Genomic DNA, 16900 nt, shown 5'->3' on the forward strand with positions numbered 1-16900 from the left:
CATTCACCATCCCTCACCGTCCCTCCCCTCCGATCACCGGCGCGAGGGAACGGGCGAAGGACGAGCCGGGCGTCATCCTGAGCCCCGTGTTCCGCAGCGCGGTCAGGACGGGCGAGGACCAGTGGGCGACCCCTCCGAGACGGCGGGAGCGCCGCACGACCATCTGGGTACGGGGCCTGCGGACCCGGTCGTAGGCATCGAGTCCGGCGGCCGTGTCCCCGCCCGCCCCGTCCAGCGCCGCGGCCAGTTCGACGGCGTCCTCGATCGCCTGGCAGGCCCCCTGACCGAGGTTGGGCGTCATCGCGTGGGCCGCGTCCCCGAGGAGTGCCGTCCGGTGCCGGTGCGACACGAACGTCGGCAGGTCCGGCAGCTCGTATGTGTCGTGGCGCAGCACCGCGCTCCCCTCGGTGGCGGCCAGCAGGGACGGGATCGGCTCGTGCCACCGGGCGAACCGGCGGCGGAGGTGGGCCAGCTCGTCCTCGGGCGAGCCCTTGCTCTCGCCCTGGGGCGCGTTGGCCATCACGTAGCAGTAGACGCGCCCGTCGGGCAGGGGCGCGTAGCCGAACCGTTCGCCCCGGCCCCACGTCTCCACGCTGCCCTCGGCCGCCACGCCCGGCCGGGCCGTGGTGATGAACCGCCAGGTGCTGTATCCGGCGTAACGGGGCGGCGGGGCCTCCGGGAGGACCGCTCGCCGGGTGACGCTGCGGATGCCGTCCGCGCCGACGACGAGATCCCCAACGCCGGTCCCTTTGCCGACCCCGGCGCCGGGCCCGTCGCGGTACCGAACGGTGCCGTCCGGCAGTACGCCCGTGACCGTGGAGCCCGCTCTCAGCGCGCTTTCGGGGACTTGAGCGCGCAAGAGGGCGACGAGTTCGGCGCGGGGCAGCATCACCCACTGGCCGAAGCGGCGTCTCAGTCCGTCCGTGTCGTTGCGAAGGAGCCAGCCGCCTCCTGCGTGCCGTATCCCGAGCGGCGGGTCGGTCGTCGCCCTCGCCCGTACGGTCGTACCGAGGCCGAGCGCGTCCAGGGCACGAAGGGCGTTCGGCTGCACGGCCAGGCCCGCTCCGATGTCGGTGAATTCCCGCGCCCGTTCCCGCACTTCGACGTCCCAGCCGCGCGCGTGCAGCGCCACCGCCGCGGCCAGTCCGCCGATGCCGCCGCCGACGACAACGGCCTTCACCGCGCCCCCTTCCCGGCGCCCCGCCGGGTGTGCGCGGCGCGCGAGGCGCCCCACCACACGGCCGTCACCAGCAGCAGTACGGACAGCCCCAGGACCGTCCACCAGCCAGGTGTCATCGAAGGCATGTGCCCGCCTCTCCTCGGAAGTTTTCACTTAGACTCTCTAGGTGACTTACGACCTCTAAGGAAATATAGATACCCTAAACTGTCAAGCGGCGGACGAGAAGCACGGGCAGAAGGAGAGCGACAGCCCATGGCGCAGGGCACGGAGAAGGCAGAGGGACGGCCCGGCCGGGCGCCGAGCCGCAGGGACCGGCAGCGGCAGGCCACGCTCGCCGAGATCCACGCGACCACCCGCAAGCTGCTCGTCGAGCGCGGCTCCCCGGCCGTCACGATCAACGCCGTGGCGCGCGAGATGGGTATCAGCGGCCCGGCCCTGTATCACTACTACGCCGGCCATGACGCCCTCGTCGGCGCCGTGACGGCGGGCTTCTTCCAGGAGCTGACGGCGGCCATGGAGCAGGCGCGGGACGCGGCTCCCGAACGGCCGCGCGGGAGCCGCCTGCTGGCCACGTGCCGCGCCATGAGGGCATGGGCGACGGCCCATCCCGCCGAGTTCGGCTGGATCTTCGCCGCTCCCGTCGCCCCTCCGGGGCGCGAGCCGGACTCCGAGCGCCAGTTGGCGGGACACCGCTTCGAGCGCGTCCTGCTGGACCAGGTCGTGGAGCTGTGGAACGAGCGGCCCTTCCCCGCACCCGAGCCGGACGGCCTGGAGCCCTCCCTGCGCGCGCAGTTGGAGGCCCACTCGGAGTCGATCGACGGCCGCCTGCCCCCGGGCGCCCTCCACGTCTACCTGGGGTGCTGGATCCGGCTGTACGGCCTTCTGTGCATGGAGGTCCTGCACCAGTTGGACTTCGCCTTCACCGATCTGGACCCCGTCTTCGAGGAGGCCCTGCGCGACCTGGGCGCCGCCCTCGCACTGGAGACATGAGCGCCCTCAGGGCACACGGCCGCGCGGTCGGCACCGTCCCTACGGCACGAGGGCTGCGAGGCGGTCGGCCTGTGCGGGGTCGGCCGCCCAGCAGTAGAAGACCAGTTCGTCCGCGCCGATGTCCCCGTACGCGGTGACCGCTTCACGGATGCTCTCCGGCGTGCTGAGCAGGCCCTCGACCATGTACTCCGCGTGCCCGGTGAACGCGTAGTAGGCGCCGATCTCCTTGCGGGCCTCCTCGACGAGAGCCTCGGACCCCAGGGCCGCGTTGACCTGGGCGACGAGGCGTGGGCGGCCCTCGCGCCCGTGGCGCTGCCAGCCCCGCTCGACCTCGCGGAACTTCCGGTCCATGTACGGCGCGGGGAGCCCGGCGCCGAGGAAGCCGTCGCCCCAGCGCCCGACGCGCTCCAGGGCCGCGGGGGCGAAGCCGCCGAACAGCACCTCCGGGCCGCCCGGAGTGGCCGGTGCGGGGCCCACGGGCCCGGCGCCGTCCCCGTACGGCTCACCGGCCCACGTACGCCGCAGCAGGGCCATCTGCGCGTCCAGGCGGCGCCCGCGGCGGCGCGGGTCGATGCCCGCGGCCGCGGCGTCGTCCTCGCGCCCGCCGATGCCGATGCCGAGCGTGAACCGGCCGCCGGAGAGGCGGTCGAGGGTGGCGGTCTGCTTGGCGAGGACGGCGGTGTTGTAGTGCGGGGCGAGCAGCACCTCCGTCTGGACGCGGACGCGCGAGGTGGCTCCGGCGACGGTGGCGAGGGTGATCAGCGGATCGGGGTTCCCGTAGACGAGACGGTCGAGCAGCGCGACCGTACGGAAGGGCGACGCCTCCGCGCGGCGCGCCCATTCGGCGAGCAGGGAGAGGTCGTTGACGGGCAGGCCGAGGCCGTAACGCATGAACAGCGCTCCTTCGGAAAAGGGCAGGCGGAATGGATCCTGTGCCGCCCCCTCCTGATCACGCCGTGCGTCCCGCGCGCGCTCCCGTTCTGCGGCTGTCCTTCTGGGGAGCGTGTTCCTGTCGGAGTGGTCGCACTCTAACCGGCGCGTCCCCGGCGCCGCAGCCGGGTTTTGAGGATCTTCCCGCTCGCGTTGCGCGGCAGCTCCGTGACGAACTCGACCTGCCTAGGCACCTTGTAGTTGGCCATCTCCCGGCGGGACCAGGCGATCAGGTCATCGGCCGTGACGGTGGCGCCCTCGTGCCGTACGGCGAACGCCTTGCCCGCCTCGCCCAGGCGCGGGTCGGGGATGCCGATCACGGCCACGTCGGCGATGTCCGGATGGCGCGAGAGGAGCTGCTCGATCTCGGCCGGATAGGCGTTGAACCCGCCGACGATGAACATGTCCTTGATGCGGTCGGTGATCCGCAGGTTCCCGTCGGCGTCCATCAGGCCGACGTCGCCCGTGCGCAGCCAGCCGTCGGGGGTGATGACGCGGGCCGTCTCCTCCGGGTCCTCGAAGTAGCCGCTCATCACGTGGTAGCCGCGCACCAGGACCTCGCCCGGCTCGCCGGGCGGCAGGACGGTGCCGTCGGCCGCGACGACCTTGACCTCCGTCCCGGGGATGGCGCGCCCCGAGGTGCCCGCGATGACCTCCGCGGGGTCGCCCCTGCGGCACATGGTGACCGTTCCGGACGCCTCGGTCAGCCCGTAGGCGGTCAGTACGGTGCCCACCTTCAGTTCGGAGCGGAGCCGTTCGACCAGTTCCAGGGGGACGACGGCCGCGCCGGTGACGACCAGACGAAGTGCGGAAAGATCGTGCTGAAGACGGGCCGGATGGTCCAGAATCGACTGGTGGAGGGTGGGCGGTCCGGGCAGCACGCTCACCCTCTCAGCGGCGATGTGCGCCAGCGCCGCGTCCACCGTGAAGACCGGCTGGGGGATCATCGTGGCGCCCCGCATCAGACAGGCGATGATGCCCGCCTTGTAGCCGAAGGTGTGGAAGAACGGGTTGACGATCAGATAGCGGTCGCCCGCCTCCAGGCCCGCCAGTTCGCTCCATGCCTCGTAGACGCGCAGGGTCTGTTCGTGCGTGATGACCGCGCCCTTGGGATGGCCCGTCGTCCCCGAGGTGAAGGTGATGTCCGAGGGGGACGCGGGAGAGATCGCGTCGGTCCGTTCGCGTACGGACGACGCCGGGACGGTCTCACCGGCCGCCAGGAAGGCGCTCCAGGTGCGGAAGTCCTCCGGCGCGTCGTCGGAGAGCACGACCACCTCGCGCAGGTGCGGCAGCCCGGGGAGCGGCCCCTCCGTCCCGTCGCCCTCCCGGGTCGCGCGGCGCAGCGAGGCGACGTACGAGGTGCCCAGGAAGGTGCCGGTGACGAACAGGAGCCGCGCACGGGTCCGTTCGAGGACGTACGCCGCCTCCGCGCCCTTGAAACGCGTGTTGACCGGGACGAGGACGCCCCCCGCCGTGACGGCGCCCAGCGCCGCGACGATCCACTCCAGGGTGTTCGGCGCCCAGATCCCGACGCGGTCCCCGGGCTCCAGACCGGCCGCCAGACACGCCGCGGCGGACCGCTCGACCCGGACCCCCAGCTCGGCGTACGAGACGCGTGTGCGGCCCTCCACGACCGCGTCACGGCCGCCGTGCCGCGCCGCCGCCGTCCGCACGAGCGCGGGGACCGTGTCCCAGTCCTCGGGGAATCCCCGGAAACCCTGGAGCCCCTGCATGGTCCGCCTCCCGCCCTCGCCGCGTAGCTGACACTCCGTCAGATTAGCTGTAGCCTCCTCGGCTGTCAGCACACCTGACCGACAACGCTCCGCAGCACCGGAGGTGAACTCCATTGAAGGACGCCACGGCGATCGTCGGCATAGGCCAGACCCCCTTCGCCAGACAACTCCCCGAGTCCGAGAAGACACTCGCGTGCCGCGCCATCCTGACCGCGCTCGACGACGCGGGGATCGCCCCGTCCGAGGTCGACGGCTTCGCCTCGTACACGATGGAGGAGACCGACGAGGTCGAGATCGCCAAGTCCGTCGGCGCCGGAGACGTGACGTTCTTCTCCAAGGTCGGCTACGGAGGCGGCGGTTCCTGTGCGACCGTCGCCCACCTGGCGGCGGCCGTCGCGACCGGACAGGCCACCGTCGGTGTCGCCTGGCGCTCGCGCAAGCGCGGCTCCGGGGCACGGCCCTGGAAGAACACCGCCGTCCAGCTCCCCACGCCGGCCCAGTGGACCCGGCCGTTCGGCCTGCTGCGGCCGGCCGACGAGATCGGCATGCTGGCACGGCGCTACATGCACGAGTACGGCGCCACCCGCGACCACTTCTTCAACGTCGCCCTGGCGTGCCGCAACCGCGCCAACCAGAACCCCGCGGCCATGATGTACGAGCGCCCGCTGACCCGCGAGATGTACATGACGGCCCGCTGGATCAGCGAACCGCTCTGCCTCTTCGACAACTGCCTGGAGACGGACGGCGCGCTCGCCTGCGTCGTCGTCTCCGCCGACCGGGCCCGCGACTGCCGCCGCAGGCCCGTCTACGTGCACGCGGCGGCACAGGGCCTCCCCGCCCAGCACCACGGGATGGTCAACTACTGGAACGACGACCCGCTGACCGGCCCCGCGTGGACGGCGGGCCAGCACCTCTGGAAGAACGCCGACCTCTGTCCACAGGATGTGGACGTCGCCCAGATCTACGACGCGTTCACGCCGCTCATCCCGCTCTCCCTGGAGGGCTACGGCTTCTGCGGGCGCGGAGAGGGCGCGGCCTTCACGGAGGGCGGGGCGCTGGAGATCGGCGGACGCCTGCCCCTCAACACCGGCGGAGGCGGCCTCAGCGAGGCCTACGTGCACGGCTTCAACCTGATCACCGAGGGCGTCAAGCAGTTGCGCGGAACGTCCACCGCACAGGTCCCCGACGCCTCGACCTGCCTGGTCACGGCGGGCGAGGGCGTCCCCACATCGGCGCTCCTGCTGAGGAGTTGAGGCACCCATGCCCTCCACGTCCCCGTACATGACGCCCGACGGGCTGCTGCTGCCCGTACCGGACGACGACGGCGCGCCCTTCTGGTCGTACGCGGCCCAGGGCGAACTGCGCGTCCAGGGCTGCGCCTCCTGCGAGGCGCTCCGCTTCCCGCCCCGCCCCTGCTGCCCGCGCTGTCACTCGTTCGACGACGAATGGCGGCGCATGAGCGGACGGGGACGCATCTGGTCGTACGTGCTGCCGCACCCGCCCCTGCTTCCCGGGTACGCGGAACAGGCCCCGTACAACGCGGTCGTCGTCGAACTGGCCGACGCGCCCCGCATCCGGATGGCCGGCAATCTCGTCGCCTCCCCCGACGCCCCCCTGAACTCGGTCGATCCGTCCAAGCTGCGCATCGGGGCGCCCGTGAAGGTCGCCTTCCACCGGATGGCCGACGGTGTGACCGTGCCGCGCTGGATGCTGGAGCGGCCATGAGCATCCGTACGGACGTGCGCGAGGGCGTCGCCACGGTCACCCTGGAGCGCCCGGAGAAGCTCAACGCGCTCGACCTGGACGACGCCAGGGAACTCACGGCCACCTGGCGCGCGTTCCGCGCCGATCCGGAGGTCCGCGCGGCGGTGGTCACCGGCTCGGGCCCCAAGGCATTCTGCACGGGCATCGACCGCGCCGCGGCCGTCGGGGGCGAGATCGTCCAGCCGCCCTCCCCCTACGCGATCGAGGACCCCCTGCTGTCCATCGGCCCCAAGGCCAACGACCTGTGGATCCCGGTCCTCGCCGCCGTCGAGGGAATGGCCTGCGGCGGGGCCTTCTACCTGCTCAGCGAGGCGGAGTTCCTCATCGCCTCCGAGGAGGCGGTCTTCTTCGACCCGCACACCACCTACGGGATGGTCAGTGCCTACGAGGCCATCGGCATGGCACAGCGCATGCCCTTCGGCGAGGTGGCGCGCATGGCCCTCATGGGCACGGCCGAACGCATCTCGGCCCGCCGCGCCTATGAGACGGGGCTCGTGTCCGAGGTGACGCCCGTCGGGGGCGCGCTGGAGGCGGCCCTGCGGTGCGCGGCCGTCCTCGCCTCGTACCCGCCAGAGGCGGTCCAGGGCACGGTGCGTGCCCTATGGGCGGCGAAAGAGGCCGTGAGGGCCCAGGCGATGGCCCAGGCCCCCCAGTTGATCGCCCTCGGCAATCTGCCGCCCGAACGGCAGGGCGAGCTGTTCACGGGACGGGCGAGCAGGGCGGGGGCGGGCACTCCCCGCGTCCGCTGAGACGCGGGGGCCTGCCCGTACGACCGTTGCGTTGCCGTTGCCGTTGCTCATTCCGTTTCGGTTGCCGTACGGGTCCCTCAGCTCACCGAGACGACCACGCAGTCGGTCACCTTGTCCGCCTGGTCCGGATCGGTCATCGGGACCTTCACCTGCTTCGTCCCCGAACGGGGCACCCGTACGGTCGCCGAGCCGGAGTCCATCGCGACGCCGTTGGCGTCGTTGAAGTCCATCCGCACCGTGAAGGTCCTGCTGCCGCTCCCGGAGTTCCTGACGCGGACGGTGGCGCTCGGCCGCGCGGTCGTCACGCACTCGGTGACCTGGCCGCGCCCCGACGCGTTGCCCGAGCCGCTCGTGCTTCCGTTGGAGTTGCTCGTGCTCCCGCTGGAGCTGGAGGAGCCGGAGTTGGAGCTGTCGTAGTCGCTGTGGCTGCTGGACTTCTTGCTGCTGCAACCGCCGCCGCCCCCGCCGGAGCTGCCCGTGCGGCTCTTCCCGCCTCCGCCGCCCGAACTGCGTGCGGGGCTGAAGCCGCTGAGCGTCAGCAGCACGATGGTGACGGCCGCGAGCAGCTTGAGATGGCGTGCTGTCTTCATGAACGGTCCCCCGATGCCGGTTTTGTGTCGCGTACGGTACAACGCCGATCACCGGGCGGAGACGCTCCCAGTGGCGACGGGGTTCCCGCAGGCGTAGCGTCGGTTGCGGATCACGCACCCTGCGGTGCCGCGTCCCTGGCGGCGCCGGGAAGTGAGGCGAGGCCGATGATCCGGAACGCTGTCGGATCCCTGCTCGCTCTCCTCGGAGCGGCGGCCGCCGTATGGAGCCCCTTCCGATCTTGGTACGACGGCCGTCTCGGGCGTGATTTCCGCATCGGCCAGCTCTTCGACAGCCAGGGCGTCACCGGGGACGGCGCGTCCCTGATGAACGGGCTGTTCCTGCCGATGCTCGTCGCCGCCGTGGTGACGCTGCTGGGGCTGCTCCTGCGGTCCCGTCTCCTGGTCCTCCTGGCGGGCGTGCTCGCGCTCGGCTTCACCGTCCTGTGGATGGTGCGCCAGGGCCAGGCGGAGGGCAGCCTCACCGCGGGCGGCGGCGGCCTGGACATCGGCGCGGGCCTCGGCCTCGCCGCCGGGGCCCTCCTGCTGCTGGCGGCACTCGTCATGAGCGGCCGCAGAGCACGTTCCGCCCGCCACCGCCGTACGGACGGCGCGGAGGACGAGCCGAACGGACCGTACGGGACGGAACCGGGACCGGGGCCGTACACGGGCCCGGACGACACCGTGGTGCAGCCCTTTCCCGAACGGCCCGAACGGCCCGAACGCGGCGCTCAGCCCGAACCCGGCGCCCGGCCCCCTGGAGAGCCTCCCGGGCAGTCCCCTGGGTCCCCTGGGCACGACCACCGCGACGCCGCCTGACCCGGCGGACGGCGGGCGTCAGACCGGAACGGCGGGCGTCAGGCCGAGGAACGGGACTGACCGGTCCCCTTCGCCGCGTCGAGCGCGTACACGCAGCGGTCCTTGCTGCACGCGTAGACCACACCGCCCGAGGCGACGGGCGAGCCGGTGATCTCCCCGCCGGTGGCCAGCTTCCAGCGGAGCTGCCCGCCGACCGCGTCCACCGTGTACAGGCAGTGGTCGGCCGAGCCGAAATGGACGCGCCCCTCGGCGACGACGGGCGCGCCCACCACGTCGGCGCCGGTCGCGAACCGCCAGCGGGGCGTGCCGCTCACCGCGTCGAGCGTGTAGAGCGCGCTGCCGCTGCCCAGGTGGACGAGGCCGTCGGCGGTGATGACCGGTTCCGTCGAGTGGCGGGCCTCGGTCGCGATCCGCCAGCGGTCGTGCCCGTTGGCCGCGTCCAGGGCGTAGACGGTGCCCAGGTAGTCCGCGAGGTAGATGCCGCCGCCCGCGACGGCCGGTCCCGGCACGAAGGCGGGCGGACAGAGGAACGCGGCGGGCGCGTCGAAGCGCCAGCGCTCCGCCCCCGTCGTCCCGTCCAGCGCGAAGACGCGCGACCCGGCGCACACATAGACCACGCCATCGTCGGCCACGGTCAGCCGGACCGGCACTCCGCCCGTCGCCGAGGCGTCCCCGACGGGGTACGACCAGTGCTCGGCGCCCGTACGGGCCTCCAGCGCGTACAGCCGGCCGTCGTCGCTCCACATGTAGACGACACCGCCGGTGATGACGGGGCCGCCCTCAGGGGTCTCGAAGTCGGCCTGGGCGCCGGAGAGTTCCCACAGCTTCTCGCCGTTCGCGGCCTCCCAGGCCTGGACGCCGCCCCCGCGCGTACCGGTGACGACGGTGCCCCGGTCGACCTGGAGCGAATAGACCCACCCGTCGGTGGCCAGGCGCCACCGCTCGGAGCCGTCGGTGGCGTCCAGCGCGTAGAGACTCGGTCCGTCCGAGGCGTGCACGCGCCCGCCGGAGACGGCCATCGACCAGGCGACCTCGCGGGTCTTGAACTGCCTGCGCCCACTGGCCACATCGAGGGCGTGCACCTCGAAGGAGGTGACGTAGAGCAGGTCGTCGGCGACGACGGGCGAGCCCCATACGTCGTTCGACATCCGGAAGCGCCAGGGCCGCCAGCGCGGCGGCGCCGCCGAGGGCTGCCCCTGGGGCGGCGGCCCGGTGGGCGGGCCGTGCTGGGTGCGGGGTGCGTGCGCGTCGGATCCGTGCCGCTGGGGCCGCTGCGGGGCGGCGTGCGGGGCGGGCCCCCCGGCTCCCGCGACTCCCGTGCCGGTCCCGGGCGCGCCCTGGACGGACGGGGCGTGCGGGGGCGGCGGCGCGTGCGGTGCCGCCCCGTTGGGCGGACGCACCCATCCGGTGGCGGGGCCCGCGTCCGGGTCGCGCGCGGGGTCGTCGGAACGGCGCGGGCCGGGTCCGATGGGCACGTGCGAACCGGGCAGCCGTACGGGACCGCCGTCCAGGGGGCCGCCCTGGGGCGCCGGGGCCGAGCCCTGGTCGAAGACCTTGGAGGCGGGCGCCACGCCGCTCGCCCCGCCCCCGACGGCCGCGGGGCCTCCGGGGCCGCCGGGGATGCCGTGGCCGGGAGCGCCCTGGCCCGCGGCCTCGTGCCCGCCGTGCCAGGCGTGCGCGGGCTCGTGCGGCGGGGGCTCGACGGGAGGCGCACCGTGTGCGGGCGGAGCGGCCACGGAGGGCCCCGCGCCGTCGCCGGAGGCCCGTACGGGCTGCCCCGCGTGGCCGCCGGGACCACCAGGACCGCCGTGGCCGTCCGGACCGCCGTGACCGGGGCCACCGGGGCCTGCCGCCGCGCCGAGGCCCTCAGCGGGCGCCTGAGCGCCTCCGGAGGCCCCGGAGGCGGCCGCCTGCCGGATGCGGGAGGAACGGCCGCCTCGGCGCCGCTCGATCAGCGTGACGGCGGTCGAGGGCAGCCAGGCCGACACCGTGCCGCTGTCGTCGCTGCCCGAGGCGAAGAGATGCGGGGCGAGCTGCGACTGGAGATCGGCGGGCGAGGGGCGTTCCTCGGCGGCCATGCGCATGCAGGACTCGATGAGCGGACGCAGATCGTCCGGAAGGCCCTCCAGGTCCGGGCCCTCGCGCAGCAGCATGAAGACCGTCTCGACGGGGTTGGCGCCGTGGAAGGGCGCGTGCCCCGTGGCGGCGAAGACGAGCGTCGAGGCGAGCGAGAAGATGTCGCTCGCGCCGGTGACGCTGCGTGAGTCCCTCGCCTGCTCGGGCGACATGTACGCGGGCGTGCCGACGGCGACGTTGGTCATCGTCAGCCGGGTGTTGGAGACGCCCGAGGCGATGCCGAAGTCGATGACCCGGGGCCCGTCCTCGACGACCAGCACGTTGGACGGCTTCAGGTCGCGGTGGACGAGACCGGCGCCGTGGATGGACTGGAGGGCTTCGGCCACACCCGCCGCCAGCCAGCGCACGGCCTGGACGGGGAGGGGGCCGCAGTCATTGACTATTTCTTCGAGGGAGGGAGCGGGGACGTAGGCGGTGGCCAGCCACGGCACGGCCGCGCGGGGGTCGGCGTCGACGACCGCGGCCGTGTAGAAGCCGCTGACCGCCCGGGCCGCCTCGACCTCGCGCGTGAAACGCACACGAAAGAGCTGGTCCTCCGCCAGCTCGGTCCGCACCGTCTTGATCGCGACGCGCCTGCCGGAGGCCGAGCGCGCGAGGTAGACCAGCCCCATTCCGCCGGCACCGAGACGGCCGAGCACCTCGAACGGGCCGATCCGCCGCGGATCGTGCTGCGTAAGCTGCTCCACCACTTGCCTGCCACCTCCCCGTGGGGGCCTTGCGTCCTCGCGGCTGCCTGCCCTGCTCACCGCGTGCTGCGTACTCCGTACTACCGCCCCGTGCAGCTTCTCACTGCCGTGCCGGACCTGGCGGTCCGGAGGCTGATTCTTCCTGGCGAAGGCCACGGTTGCGAACCCGGGGGCGGCTCGTAAGTGTCTTCGTGCCACGGCAAAGCACATCAGGTACGGATGAGTCCGGCATTCCTCTCTCCTGCTGGTCAGCGACCGGCCTCGCGCTGGTCAGCCACGGTGTCACTCCCGGTCCAGAGGCCCGGGACGCAGCACCGCGAAATCGGCCCCCTGATCGTCGACGAGCAGGGCGTGTCGCCCGTAGGCCGTGTCCGTCGGGCCCCCGCGCACCCTGCCGCCGAGCCGTACGGCCGTGTCGGCGGCGGCGTCGCAGTCGGTCACCGAGAAGTACGGAAGAAAGTGCGGCGGCATCTCAGGCGGATGGGTGGCGCCGAGAAATCCGCGCCCGCAGACCGCCGCGCTGTCGTCCGCGCCGCCCCCGGCGGCCGCGTGCCCGACGTCCGCGGGGGTCCAGACGGCGAAGTCCTGACCTGCCGCCTCGCTGTCCTCCCCGAAGTCGGCCTTGTACGTTCCGTATCCGAAGACCGCGGCGTAGAAGGAGTCGACGGCCTCGGCGTCCTCCTCACGGGTCAGCAGTTCGCTCCAGACGTACGCGCCCGGTTCCCGTACGACCCCGAAGCCGGAGCGCTCCTCGGGCTGCCAGAGGCCGAAGGCGGCACCCGAGGGGTCGGTGGCGAACGCGTTGGTGCCCATGCCGGGCACGCGCATCGGCCCCATCAGCACCTGGCCGCCCGCCTGCCGGACACGGGCGAGGGCGGCCTCGGCGTCGGCGGTGGCCAGGTAGAGGTTCCAGGCGGTCGGCATCCGGCCGTCCGGCTTGGCGAACAGGGCCGCCGCCTCACGCCCCTGGAGCAGCGCGAACGTGTAGGCGTCACGCTCGGCGACCGGATCGCCGAACGTCCAGCCCAGCAGCTCGCCGTAGAACCGCTTGCCCGCCTCGACGTCGGACAGCATGGCGTCCGTCCAGCAAGGCTCCCCCTCGGCGAAGTCCCGTGCCCCTGCGCCCATGTTCCCTTCCTCCCGATCACGCGTCCGTCCGGTGCGTTGCGATGTGGAGTTCGTGGAATCCCCCGGGAGGAACCGTAACGGCGGCGGGGCGGGTGTGCCGCGGAACGCGGGCATCCCGTAGGGCACCCGGCCGGTTCCGGCCGCTCCCCCGCGCCACGGGGCTGTTTTGCGACCACGGAGGGGCGCATTCCCGCTCCGTATGGCCGTTTTCTCGCTCCATTCCGTCGTTTTCTCGCACCGTTCCGACGGGCCGCTCGCCCGGCCCGGAAAGCGCCCGCACCCATTTGCATGCGGACGAATCGCGGGTGGATCACCCCTCGGTAAGCTGACGGCATGACAGGACAAGTTCGAACCGTCGACGGCCGGGTGGCCGGTCGCCGTGGTCAGGCGACGCGGCAGAAGCTGCTCGACTGCCTCAGCGAGATGCTCAGCTCGTCGCCGTACCGCGACGTCAAGGTCATCGACGTCGCACGGAAAGCGGGCACGTCCCCTGCGACCTTCTACCAGTACTTTCCCGACGTCGAGGGCGCGGTCCTGGAGATCGCCGAATCGATGGCGAAGGAAGGCGCGTCCCTCACCGAACTGGTCGCGGGGCGCTCCTGGGTGGGGAAGGCCGGCTGGCAGACGGCCCAGGACCTGGTCGAGGGCTTCCTGTCGTTCTGGCGGAAGAACGACGCGATCCTGCGCGTGGTCGACCTGGGAGCGGCGGAGGGCGACAAGCGGTTCTACAAGATCCGCATGAAGATCCTGAACTCCGTGAACAACTCCCTGGCCGATTCGATCAAGGATCTCCAGTCCAAGGGCAAGGTCGACAAGGACGTGAACGCGACGGCCGTCGCGGGCTCCCTGGTCGCCATGCTGGCCTCCGTCGCGGGGCACCAGAAGGGCTTCCAGAGCTGGGGCGTCAAGCAGGCCGAGCTGAAGCCCAGTCTGGCGCTTCTGGTCTACATGGGCGTGACCGAGAAGAAGCCCACCAAATAGCGCCCTTCCGGTTGCCCCTCCTCCCGTACCCCCTCACCATGCGCCCATAGGGCCGGAGGGGTCAGAGCGGCGCTCTGCGTTCCAGCCGGAAAATCCGGATACGCCGCTCGATGCGCTTTTGGTACACCGCGTACGGCGGCCAGAACCGCAGCAGTTCCGCCCACGCCTCCTCCCGCTCCGCCCCTTCCAACTGGCGTGCCCGTACGGCGATGTCGGTCCCGTGCCAACTGATCTCGGCGTCCGGATGGCGCCGCAGGTTCGCGGTCCAGTTGGGGTGTCCCTGTCTGCCGAAGTTGCTGCCCACCAGCAGCCAGCTTCCGCGCTCCTTCTCCGGCATGCACGCCAGCGGCGTACGGCGCGGCTGTCCGCTCTTCGCCCCTGTCGAGGTGAGCACCACTCCGGGCAGCATCTGAGTGCTGATCATCGTCCGTCCGCGCGTCGCGCGGTGGACCGCGCGGTCGAGCACGGGGATCACATGCGGGGCGACCCTCGCGAACGTCCGGGTGGACGAGACCTTCTGGATCGCCTTCATCCTGTCCATCAGACGGCCACCCTCTCCGGCCGTTCCACCGTACGGTCCGCCGCGCCCCGCGCGAAGAGGCCCGCGCGTTCGGCGGCGTGGGCGCGCAGCCGGTGGACGGGCCCGAACAGCAGGTCGTCCCCCGCGGCGCGCTTGAAGTAGAGATGTGCCGCGTGCTCCCAGGTGAAACCGACGCCGCCGTGCAGTTGGACGGCCTCTCCCGCCGCCAGCCGGAGCGCCTCCAGCGCCTGCGCGAGGGCCAGGCCGCCCGCGGTCTCCGCCTCCCCGGGGTCGGCGTCGGCGGCCCACGCCGCGTAGTACGCGGCCGACCGTGCGGTACGCACCTGGACGTACACATCGGCCAGCCGGTGCTGCACCGCCTGGAACGAACCGACCGGACGGCCGAACTGTTCGCGCAGGGTGGTGTATTCGACGGTCCTGCCGAGCGCGCTGTCCGCCGCGCCGACGGCCTCGGCCGCCAGCAGCGCGGCCACCCTGGCCCCCGCCCGAACGAGAGCGCCGGACACGTCCGCCTCGTCGCTCTCGCCCAGCAATACGGCGGGCACGTCGCGCAGTTCGAGTCGGGCGACCGTACGGGTCTCGTCCAGCGCGGTCTGACGGACACGGACGAGTCCGCGCGGGTCGCGTCCCCTGTCGTGCGGTTCCGCTTCCTCGTGCCCGGCGAGGAAGAGAAGCGTGCGGCTGCGCGCGAAGCCGCCCGTATGGGCCGCGACGACCAGACGGTCGGCGGTGTGTCCGTTCAGGACCTGCGCGGCCTCCCCGTACAGCCGCCAGACCTCTCCGTCGCGCCGCGCCTGGATGCCGCCGGCGCGGCCGTCGCCGGACCAGCCGTTCCCGGACCAGCCGTTCCCGGTCCCGCCGTTCCCGGTCCCGCCGGGCGCCCCGTCCGGCGCGGTCGTGCCGCCGCCCGTCAGGCCGAGGGCGAGCGGGAGCGCCCCGGCGGCCACCGCGAGGGTCGCCGTCAGCTCTCCGGAGGCGAGAGGTGGCAGCAGGGCCCGGCGCTGCTCCTCGGTGCCGAGGGCGGCCACGAGGGGCGCCGCGAGCCCGGCCGTGGCGAGGAGCGGCGAGGGCAGCAGGACGCGGCCCGCCTCCTCGAAGGCCAGGGCGAGTTCGACGGTGCCGCAGCCCACCCCGTCGTACTCGGCGGGCAGCGCCAGGCCGGGCAGCCCCAGCTCCCGCGCGAGGCTGCCCCACAGCTCCTTGTCGTACCCGGCCTCCGTGCGTACGGCCGCCTTGACGTCGTCGGACTCCGACCGGGCGGCCAGGACGTCGCGCAGGGCCCGCTGGATCGCGCCCTGCTCCTCACTGAACGAGGCATCCATCGACAGCTCCCCTCATCTGACGGCCCGTCATGTTAGGGACACGCGCGGAAGAAGCCCAGGGGTACGCGCCCGGGACGGCACCCATAATCCGTAATCTGATGTACCGTCAGATCCATGTCTCCTCGCCGGGTAGCCATAGCCGGAGCGGCCCTCTCGGACACGGGCCGCGTCGACCACGCGACGGCGTACGCGCTGCACGCACAGGCCGCGCGCAGGGCGCTGGCCGACGCGGGCGGGGGCATCACCCCCGACCGGATCGACGGCCTGGCCTCGGCCGGACTCGGCACGCTCGCACCGGCCGAGGTCGCCGAGTACCTGGGACTCCGCCCCTCCTGGACGGACTCGACCTCGGTCGGCGGCGCCACCTGGGAGGTCATGGCCGCGCACGCCGCCGATGCCATCGCCCAGGGGCACGCGAACGCCGTCCTGCTGGTCTACGGTTCGACCGCGCGGGCCGACCTCAAGGCCAAACGGCGCACCGCGAACCTCTCCTTCGGCTCCGGGGGCCCGCTCCAGTTCGAGGTCCCCTACGGACACACCCTCGTCGCCAAGTACGCGATGGCCGCGCGGCGCCACATGCACGAATACGGCACGACGCTGGAGCAGCTCGCCGAAGTGGCCGTCCAGGCGCGGGCCAACGCGGCGACGAACCCGGACGCCATGTACCGCGACCCGATCACCGTGGACGACGTGCTGGCCGGGCCGGTCATCGCGGACCCGTTCACCAAACTGCACTGCTGCATCCGGTCGGACGGGGGATGCGCCGTTCTGCTCGTCGCCGAGGACATGATGGCCGATGTCCCGAAGCGGCCCGTCTGGGTGCTCGGTTCGGGCACCTCCCTGTCGCACACGACCATGTCGGAATGGGACGACTTCACGGTCTCCCCCGCCGCCGCGTCCGGCCGGGACGCCTTCGCCCGCGCGGGAGTCACCCCCGGGGACATCGACATCGCCGAGATCTACGACGCCTTCACCTACATGACCCTGGTGACCCTTGAGGACCTGGGTTTCTGCGCGAAGGGCGAGGGCGGCGCGTTCGTCGAGAAGGGGCGGCTGCTGCGCGGGGGCGAACTGCCGGTGAACACCGACGGGGGCGGCCTCTCCGCGTGCCATCCGGGGATGCGCGGGCTGTTCCTGCTCGTGGAGGCCGTACGGCAGCTACGGGGCGAGGCGGGCGAGGGCCGCCAGGTCGTACGCCCGGACGGGACGCCTCCCGCCCTCGCGGTCGCCTCGGGCACGGGCGGCTGGTTCTGCTCGTCCGGCACGGTCGTCCTCGGCCGCGACTGAACCGAAGCCACGGTCCGGCCCGTACGGCCGGGGCGCCCAGCCCGGCCGGATCGCCCAGCCCGGGCGG

General features: G+C 72.8%; 16 protein-coding genes. 7 read left to right on the plus strand and 9 right to left on the minus strand.

All coding sequences use genetic code 11. The annotated features are described in order from the left end of the window. Positions 1 to 13: 13 nt before the first annotated feature. Both ABD343_RS01675 and ABD343_RS01680 read right to left on the minus strand, forming a co-directional pair. Positions 14 to 1180, minus strand: a complete 1167-nt coding sequence (locus tag ABD343_RS01675; protein WP_344523163.1) for an FAD-dependent monooxygenase — start codon at positions 1178 to 1180, stop codon at positions 14 to 16. After that, entirely contained in the window at positions 1177 to 1305 is a 129-nt protein-coding gene (locus ABD343_RS01680) for a hypothetical protein (RefSeq protein ID WP_344523164.1), read from the minus strand. Before ABD343_RS01680 ends, ABD343_RS01675 begins: the two co-directional genes overlap by 4 nt. A gap of 127 nt (positions 1306 to 1432) precedes the next feature. Here ABD343_RS01680 and ABD343_RS01685 point away from each other — a divergent pair, with 127 nt between their 5' ends. After that, positions 1433 to 2170: a TetR/AcrR family transcriptional regulator gene (locus ABD343_RS01685; protein ID WP_344523165.1), complete on the plus strand. Its 738-nt coding sequence runs from the start codon at positions 1433 to 1435 to the stop codon at positions 2168 to 2170. A 39-nt stretch (positions 2171 to 2209) separates the two neighbouring features. On the opposite strand, the gene ABD343_RS01690 is transcribed toward ABD343_RS01685, so the two are convergent. Together ABD343_RS01690 and ABD343_RS01695 are read right to left on the minus strand one after the other, a co-directional pair. After that, the gene (locus ABD343_RS01690; protein ID WP_344523166.1) at positions 2210 to 3061 is read right to left on the minus strand and encodes an LLM class flavin-dependent oxidoreductase; all 852 of its coding nucleotides are present in this window, start codon (positions 3059 to 3061) and stop codon (positions 2210 to 2212) included. 137 nt (positions 3062 to 3198) lie between these two features. Further along, positions 3199 to 4833 carry a FadD3 family acyl-CoA ligase gene (locus tag ABD343_RS01695; RefSeq protein WP_344523167.1) on the minus strand — a complete coding sequence of 545 codons (1635 nt, stop codon included), beginning with the start codon at positions 4831 to 4833 and terminating at the stop codon, positions 3199 to 3201. A 113-nt stretch (positions 4834 to 4946) separates the two neighbouring features. On the opposite strand from ABD343_RS01695, the gene ABD343_RS01700 reads away from it, so the two are divergent. From ABD343_RS01700 to ABD343_RS01710, 3 genes are read left to right on the plus strand one after another with little or no spacing between them, the layout of a single operon-like run. Further along, a complete protein-coding gene (locus ABD343_RS01700) occupies positions 4947 to 6086 on the plus strand; it encodes a lipid-transfer protein (protein ID WP_344523168.1) in 1140 nt (379 codons plus the stop codon). A gap of 7 nt (positions 6087 to 6093) precedes the next feature. Then, entirely contained in the window at positions 6094 to 6558 is a 465-nt protein-coding gene (locus ABD343_RS01705) for a Zn-ribbon domain-containing OB-fold protein (RefSeq protein ID WP_344523169.1), read from the plus strand. Beyond that, a complete protein-coding gene (locus ABD343_RS01710; protein WP_344523170.1) occupies positions 6555 to 7346 on the plus strand; it encodes an enoyl-CoA hydratase/isomerase family protein in 792 nt (263 codons plus the stop codon). Before ABD343_RS01705 ends, ABD343_RS01710 begins: the two co-directional genes overlap by 4 nt. A 77-nt stretch (positions 7347 to 7423) precedes the next feature. Here ABD343_RS01710 and ABD343_RS01715 read toward each other — a convergent pair whose 3' ends face one another. Then, positions 7424 to 7936 carry a hypothetical protein gene (locus ABD343_RS01715; protein WP_344523171.1) on the minus strand — a complete coding sequence of 171 codons (513 nt, stop codon included), beginning with the start codon at positions 7934 to 7936 and terminating at the stop codon, positions 7424 to 7426. Positions 7937 to 8101: 165 nt separating this feature from the next. Between ABD343_RS01715 and ABD343_RS01720 the strand changes: the two genes are divergently transcribed. Then, entirely contained in the window at positions 8102 to 8752 is a 651-nt protein-coding gene (locus ABD343_RS01720) for a hypothetical protein (RefSeq protein WP_344523172.1), read from the plus strand. 38 nt (positions 8753 to 8790) lie between these two features. Here ABD343_RS01720 and afsK read toward each other — a convergent pair whose 3' ends face one another. Further along, positions 8791 to 11577, minus strand: a complete 2787-nt coding sequence (afsK, locus tag ABD343_RS01725) for a protein serine/threonine kinase AfsK (RefSeq protein ID WP_344523173.1) — start codon at positions 11575 to 11577, stop codon at positions 8791 to 8793. A 279-nt stretch (positions 11578 to 11856) separates the two neighbouring features. Beyond that, positions 11857 to 12702, minus strand: a complete 846-nt coding sequence (locus ABD343_RS01730; RefSeq protein WP_344523174.1) for a VOC family protein — start codon at positions 12700 to 12702, stop codon at positions 11857 to 11859. A gap of 333 nt (positions 12703 to 13035) precedes the next feature. Between ABD343_RS01730 and ABD343_RS01735 the strand changes: the two genes are divergently transcribed. Further along, positions 13036 to 13683: a TetR family transcriptional regulator gene (locus tag ABD343_RS01735; RefSeq protein WP_344523175.1), complete on the plus strand. Its 648-nt coding sequence runs from the start codon at positions 13036 to 13038 to the stop codon at positions 13681 to 13683. 61 nt (positions 13684 to 13744) lie between these two features. On the opposite strand, the gene ABD343_RS01740 is transcribed toward ABD343_RS01735, so the two are convergent. Next, complete coding sequence (locus tag ABD343_RS01740; protein ID WP_344523176.1) at positions 13745 to 14224, minus strand: nitroreductase/quinone reductase family protein; 480 nt, start codon at positions 14222 to 14224, stop codon at positions 13745 to 13747. Further along, positions 14224 to 15546 (minus strand): acyl-CoA dehydrogenase family protein, encoded by a 1323-nt coding sequence (locus ABD343_RS01745; RefSeq protein ID WP_344523177.1) that lies wholly within the window; start codon positions 15544 to 15546, stop codon positions 14224 to 14226. The genes ABD343_RS01740 and ABD343_RS01745 overlap by 1 nt, the downstream gene beginning before the upstream one ends. Positions 15547 to 15660: 114 nt before the next feature. Between ABD343_RS01745 and ABD343_RS01750 the strand changes: the two genes are divergently transcribed. After that, a complete protein-coding gene (locus tag ABD343_RS01750) occupies positions 15661 to 16833 on the plus strand; it encodes a thiolase C-terminal domain-containing protein (RefSeq protein ID WP_344523178.1) in 1173 nt (390 codons plus the stop codon). The last annotated feature ends 67 nt before the right edge of the window (positions 16834 to 16900 follow it).

Origin of the sequence: Streptomyces albiaxialis, assembly GCF_039530985.1 — a bacterium.
Taxonomy (GTDB): Bacteria; Actinomycetota; Actinomycetes; order Streptomycetales; family Streptomycetaceae; genus Streptomyces; species Streptomyces albiaxialis.

What these genes read in the sequence shown, in the direction of transcription:
- ABD343_RS01690 (WP_344523166.1), bottom strand. Translation starts at nt 3,061, where the DNA reads ATGCGTTACGGCCTCGGCCTGCCCGTCAACGACCTCTCCCTGCTCGCC.
- ABD343_RS01745 (WP_344523177.1), bottom strand. Translation starts at nt 15,546, where the DNA reads ATGGATGCCTCGTTCAGTGAGGAGCAGGGCGCGATCCAGCGGGCCCTG.
- ABD343_RS01710 (WP_344523170.1), top strand. Translation starts at nt 6,555, where the DNA reads ATGAGCATCCGTACGGACGTGCGCGAGGGCGTCGCCACGGTCACCCTG.
- ABD343_RS01720 (WP_344523172.1), top strand. Translation starts at nt 8,102, where the DNA reads ATGATCCGGAACGCTGTCGGATCCCTGCTCGCTCTCCTCGGAGCGGCG.
- ABD343_RS01750 (WP_344523178.1), top strand. Translation starts at nt 15,661, where the DNA reads ATGTCTCCTCGCCGGGTAGCCATAGCCGGAGCGGCCCTCTCGGACACG.
- ABD343_RS01730 (WP_344523174.1), bottom strand. Translation starts at nt 12,702, where the DNA reads ATGGGCGCAGGGGCACGGGACTTCGCCGAGGGGGAGCCTTGCTGGACG.
- ABD343_RS01735 (WP_344523175.1), top strand. Translation starts at nt 13,036, where the DNA reads ATGACAGGACAAGTTCGAACCGTCGACGGCCGGGTGGCCGGTCGCCGT.
- ABD343_RS01705 (WP_344523169.1), top strand. Translation starts at nt 6,094, where the DNA reads ATGCCCTCCACGTCCCCGTACATGACGCCCGACGGGCTGCTGCTGCCC.
- ABD343_RS01695 (WP_344523167.1), bottom strand. Translation starts at nt 4,833, where the DNA reads ATGCAGGGGCTCCAGGGTTTCCGGGGATTCCCCGAGGACTGGGACACG.
- ABD343_RS01680 (WP_344523164.1), bottom strand. Translation starts at nt 1,305, where the DNA reads ATGCCTTCGATGACACCTGGCTGGTGGACGGTCCTGGGGCTGTCCGTA.
- ABD343_RS01740 (WP_344523176.1), bottom strand. Translation starts at nt 14,224, where the DNA reads ATGGACAGGATGAAGGCGATCCAGAAGGTCTCGTCCACCCGGACGTTC.
- ABD343_RS01715 (WP_344523171.1), bottom strand. Translation starts at nt 7,936, where the DNA reads ATGAAGACAGCACGCCATCTCAAGCTGCTCGCGGCCGTCACCATCGTG.
- ABD343_RS01685 (WP_344523165.1), top strand. Translation starts at nt 1,433, where the DNA reads ATGGCGCAGGGCACGGAGAAGGCAGAGGGACGGCCCGGCCGGGCGCCG.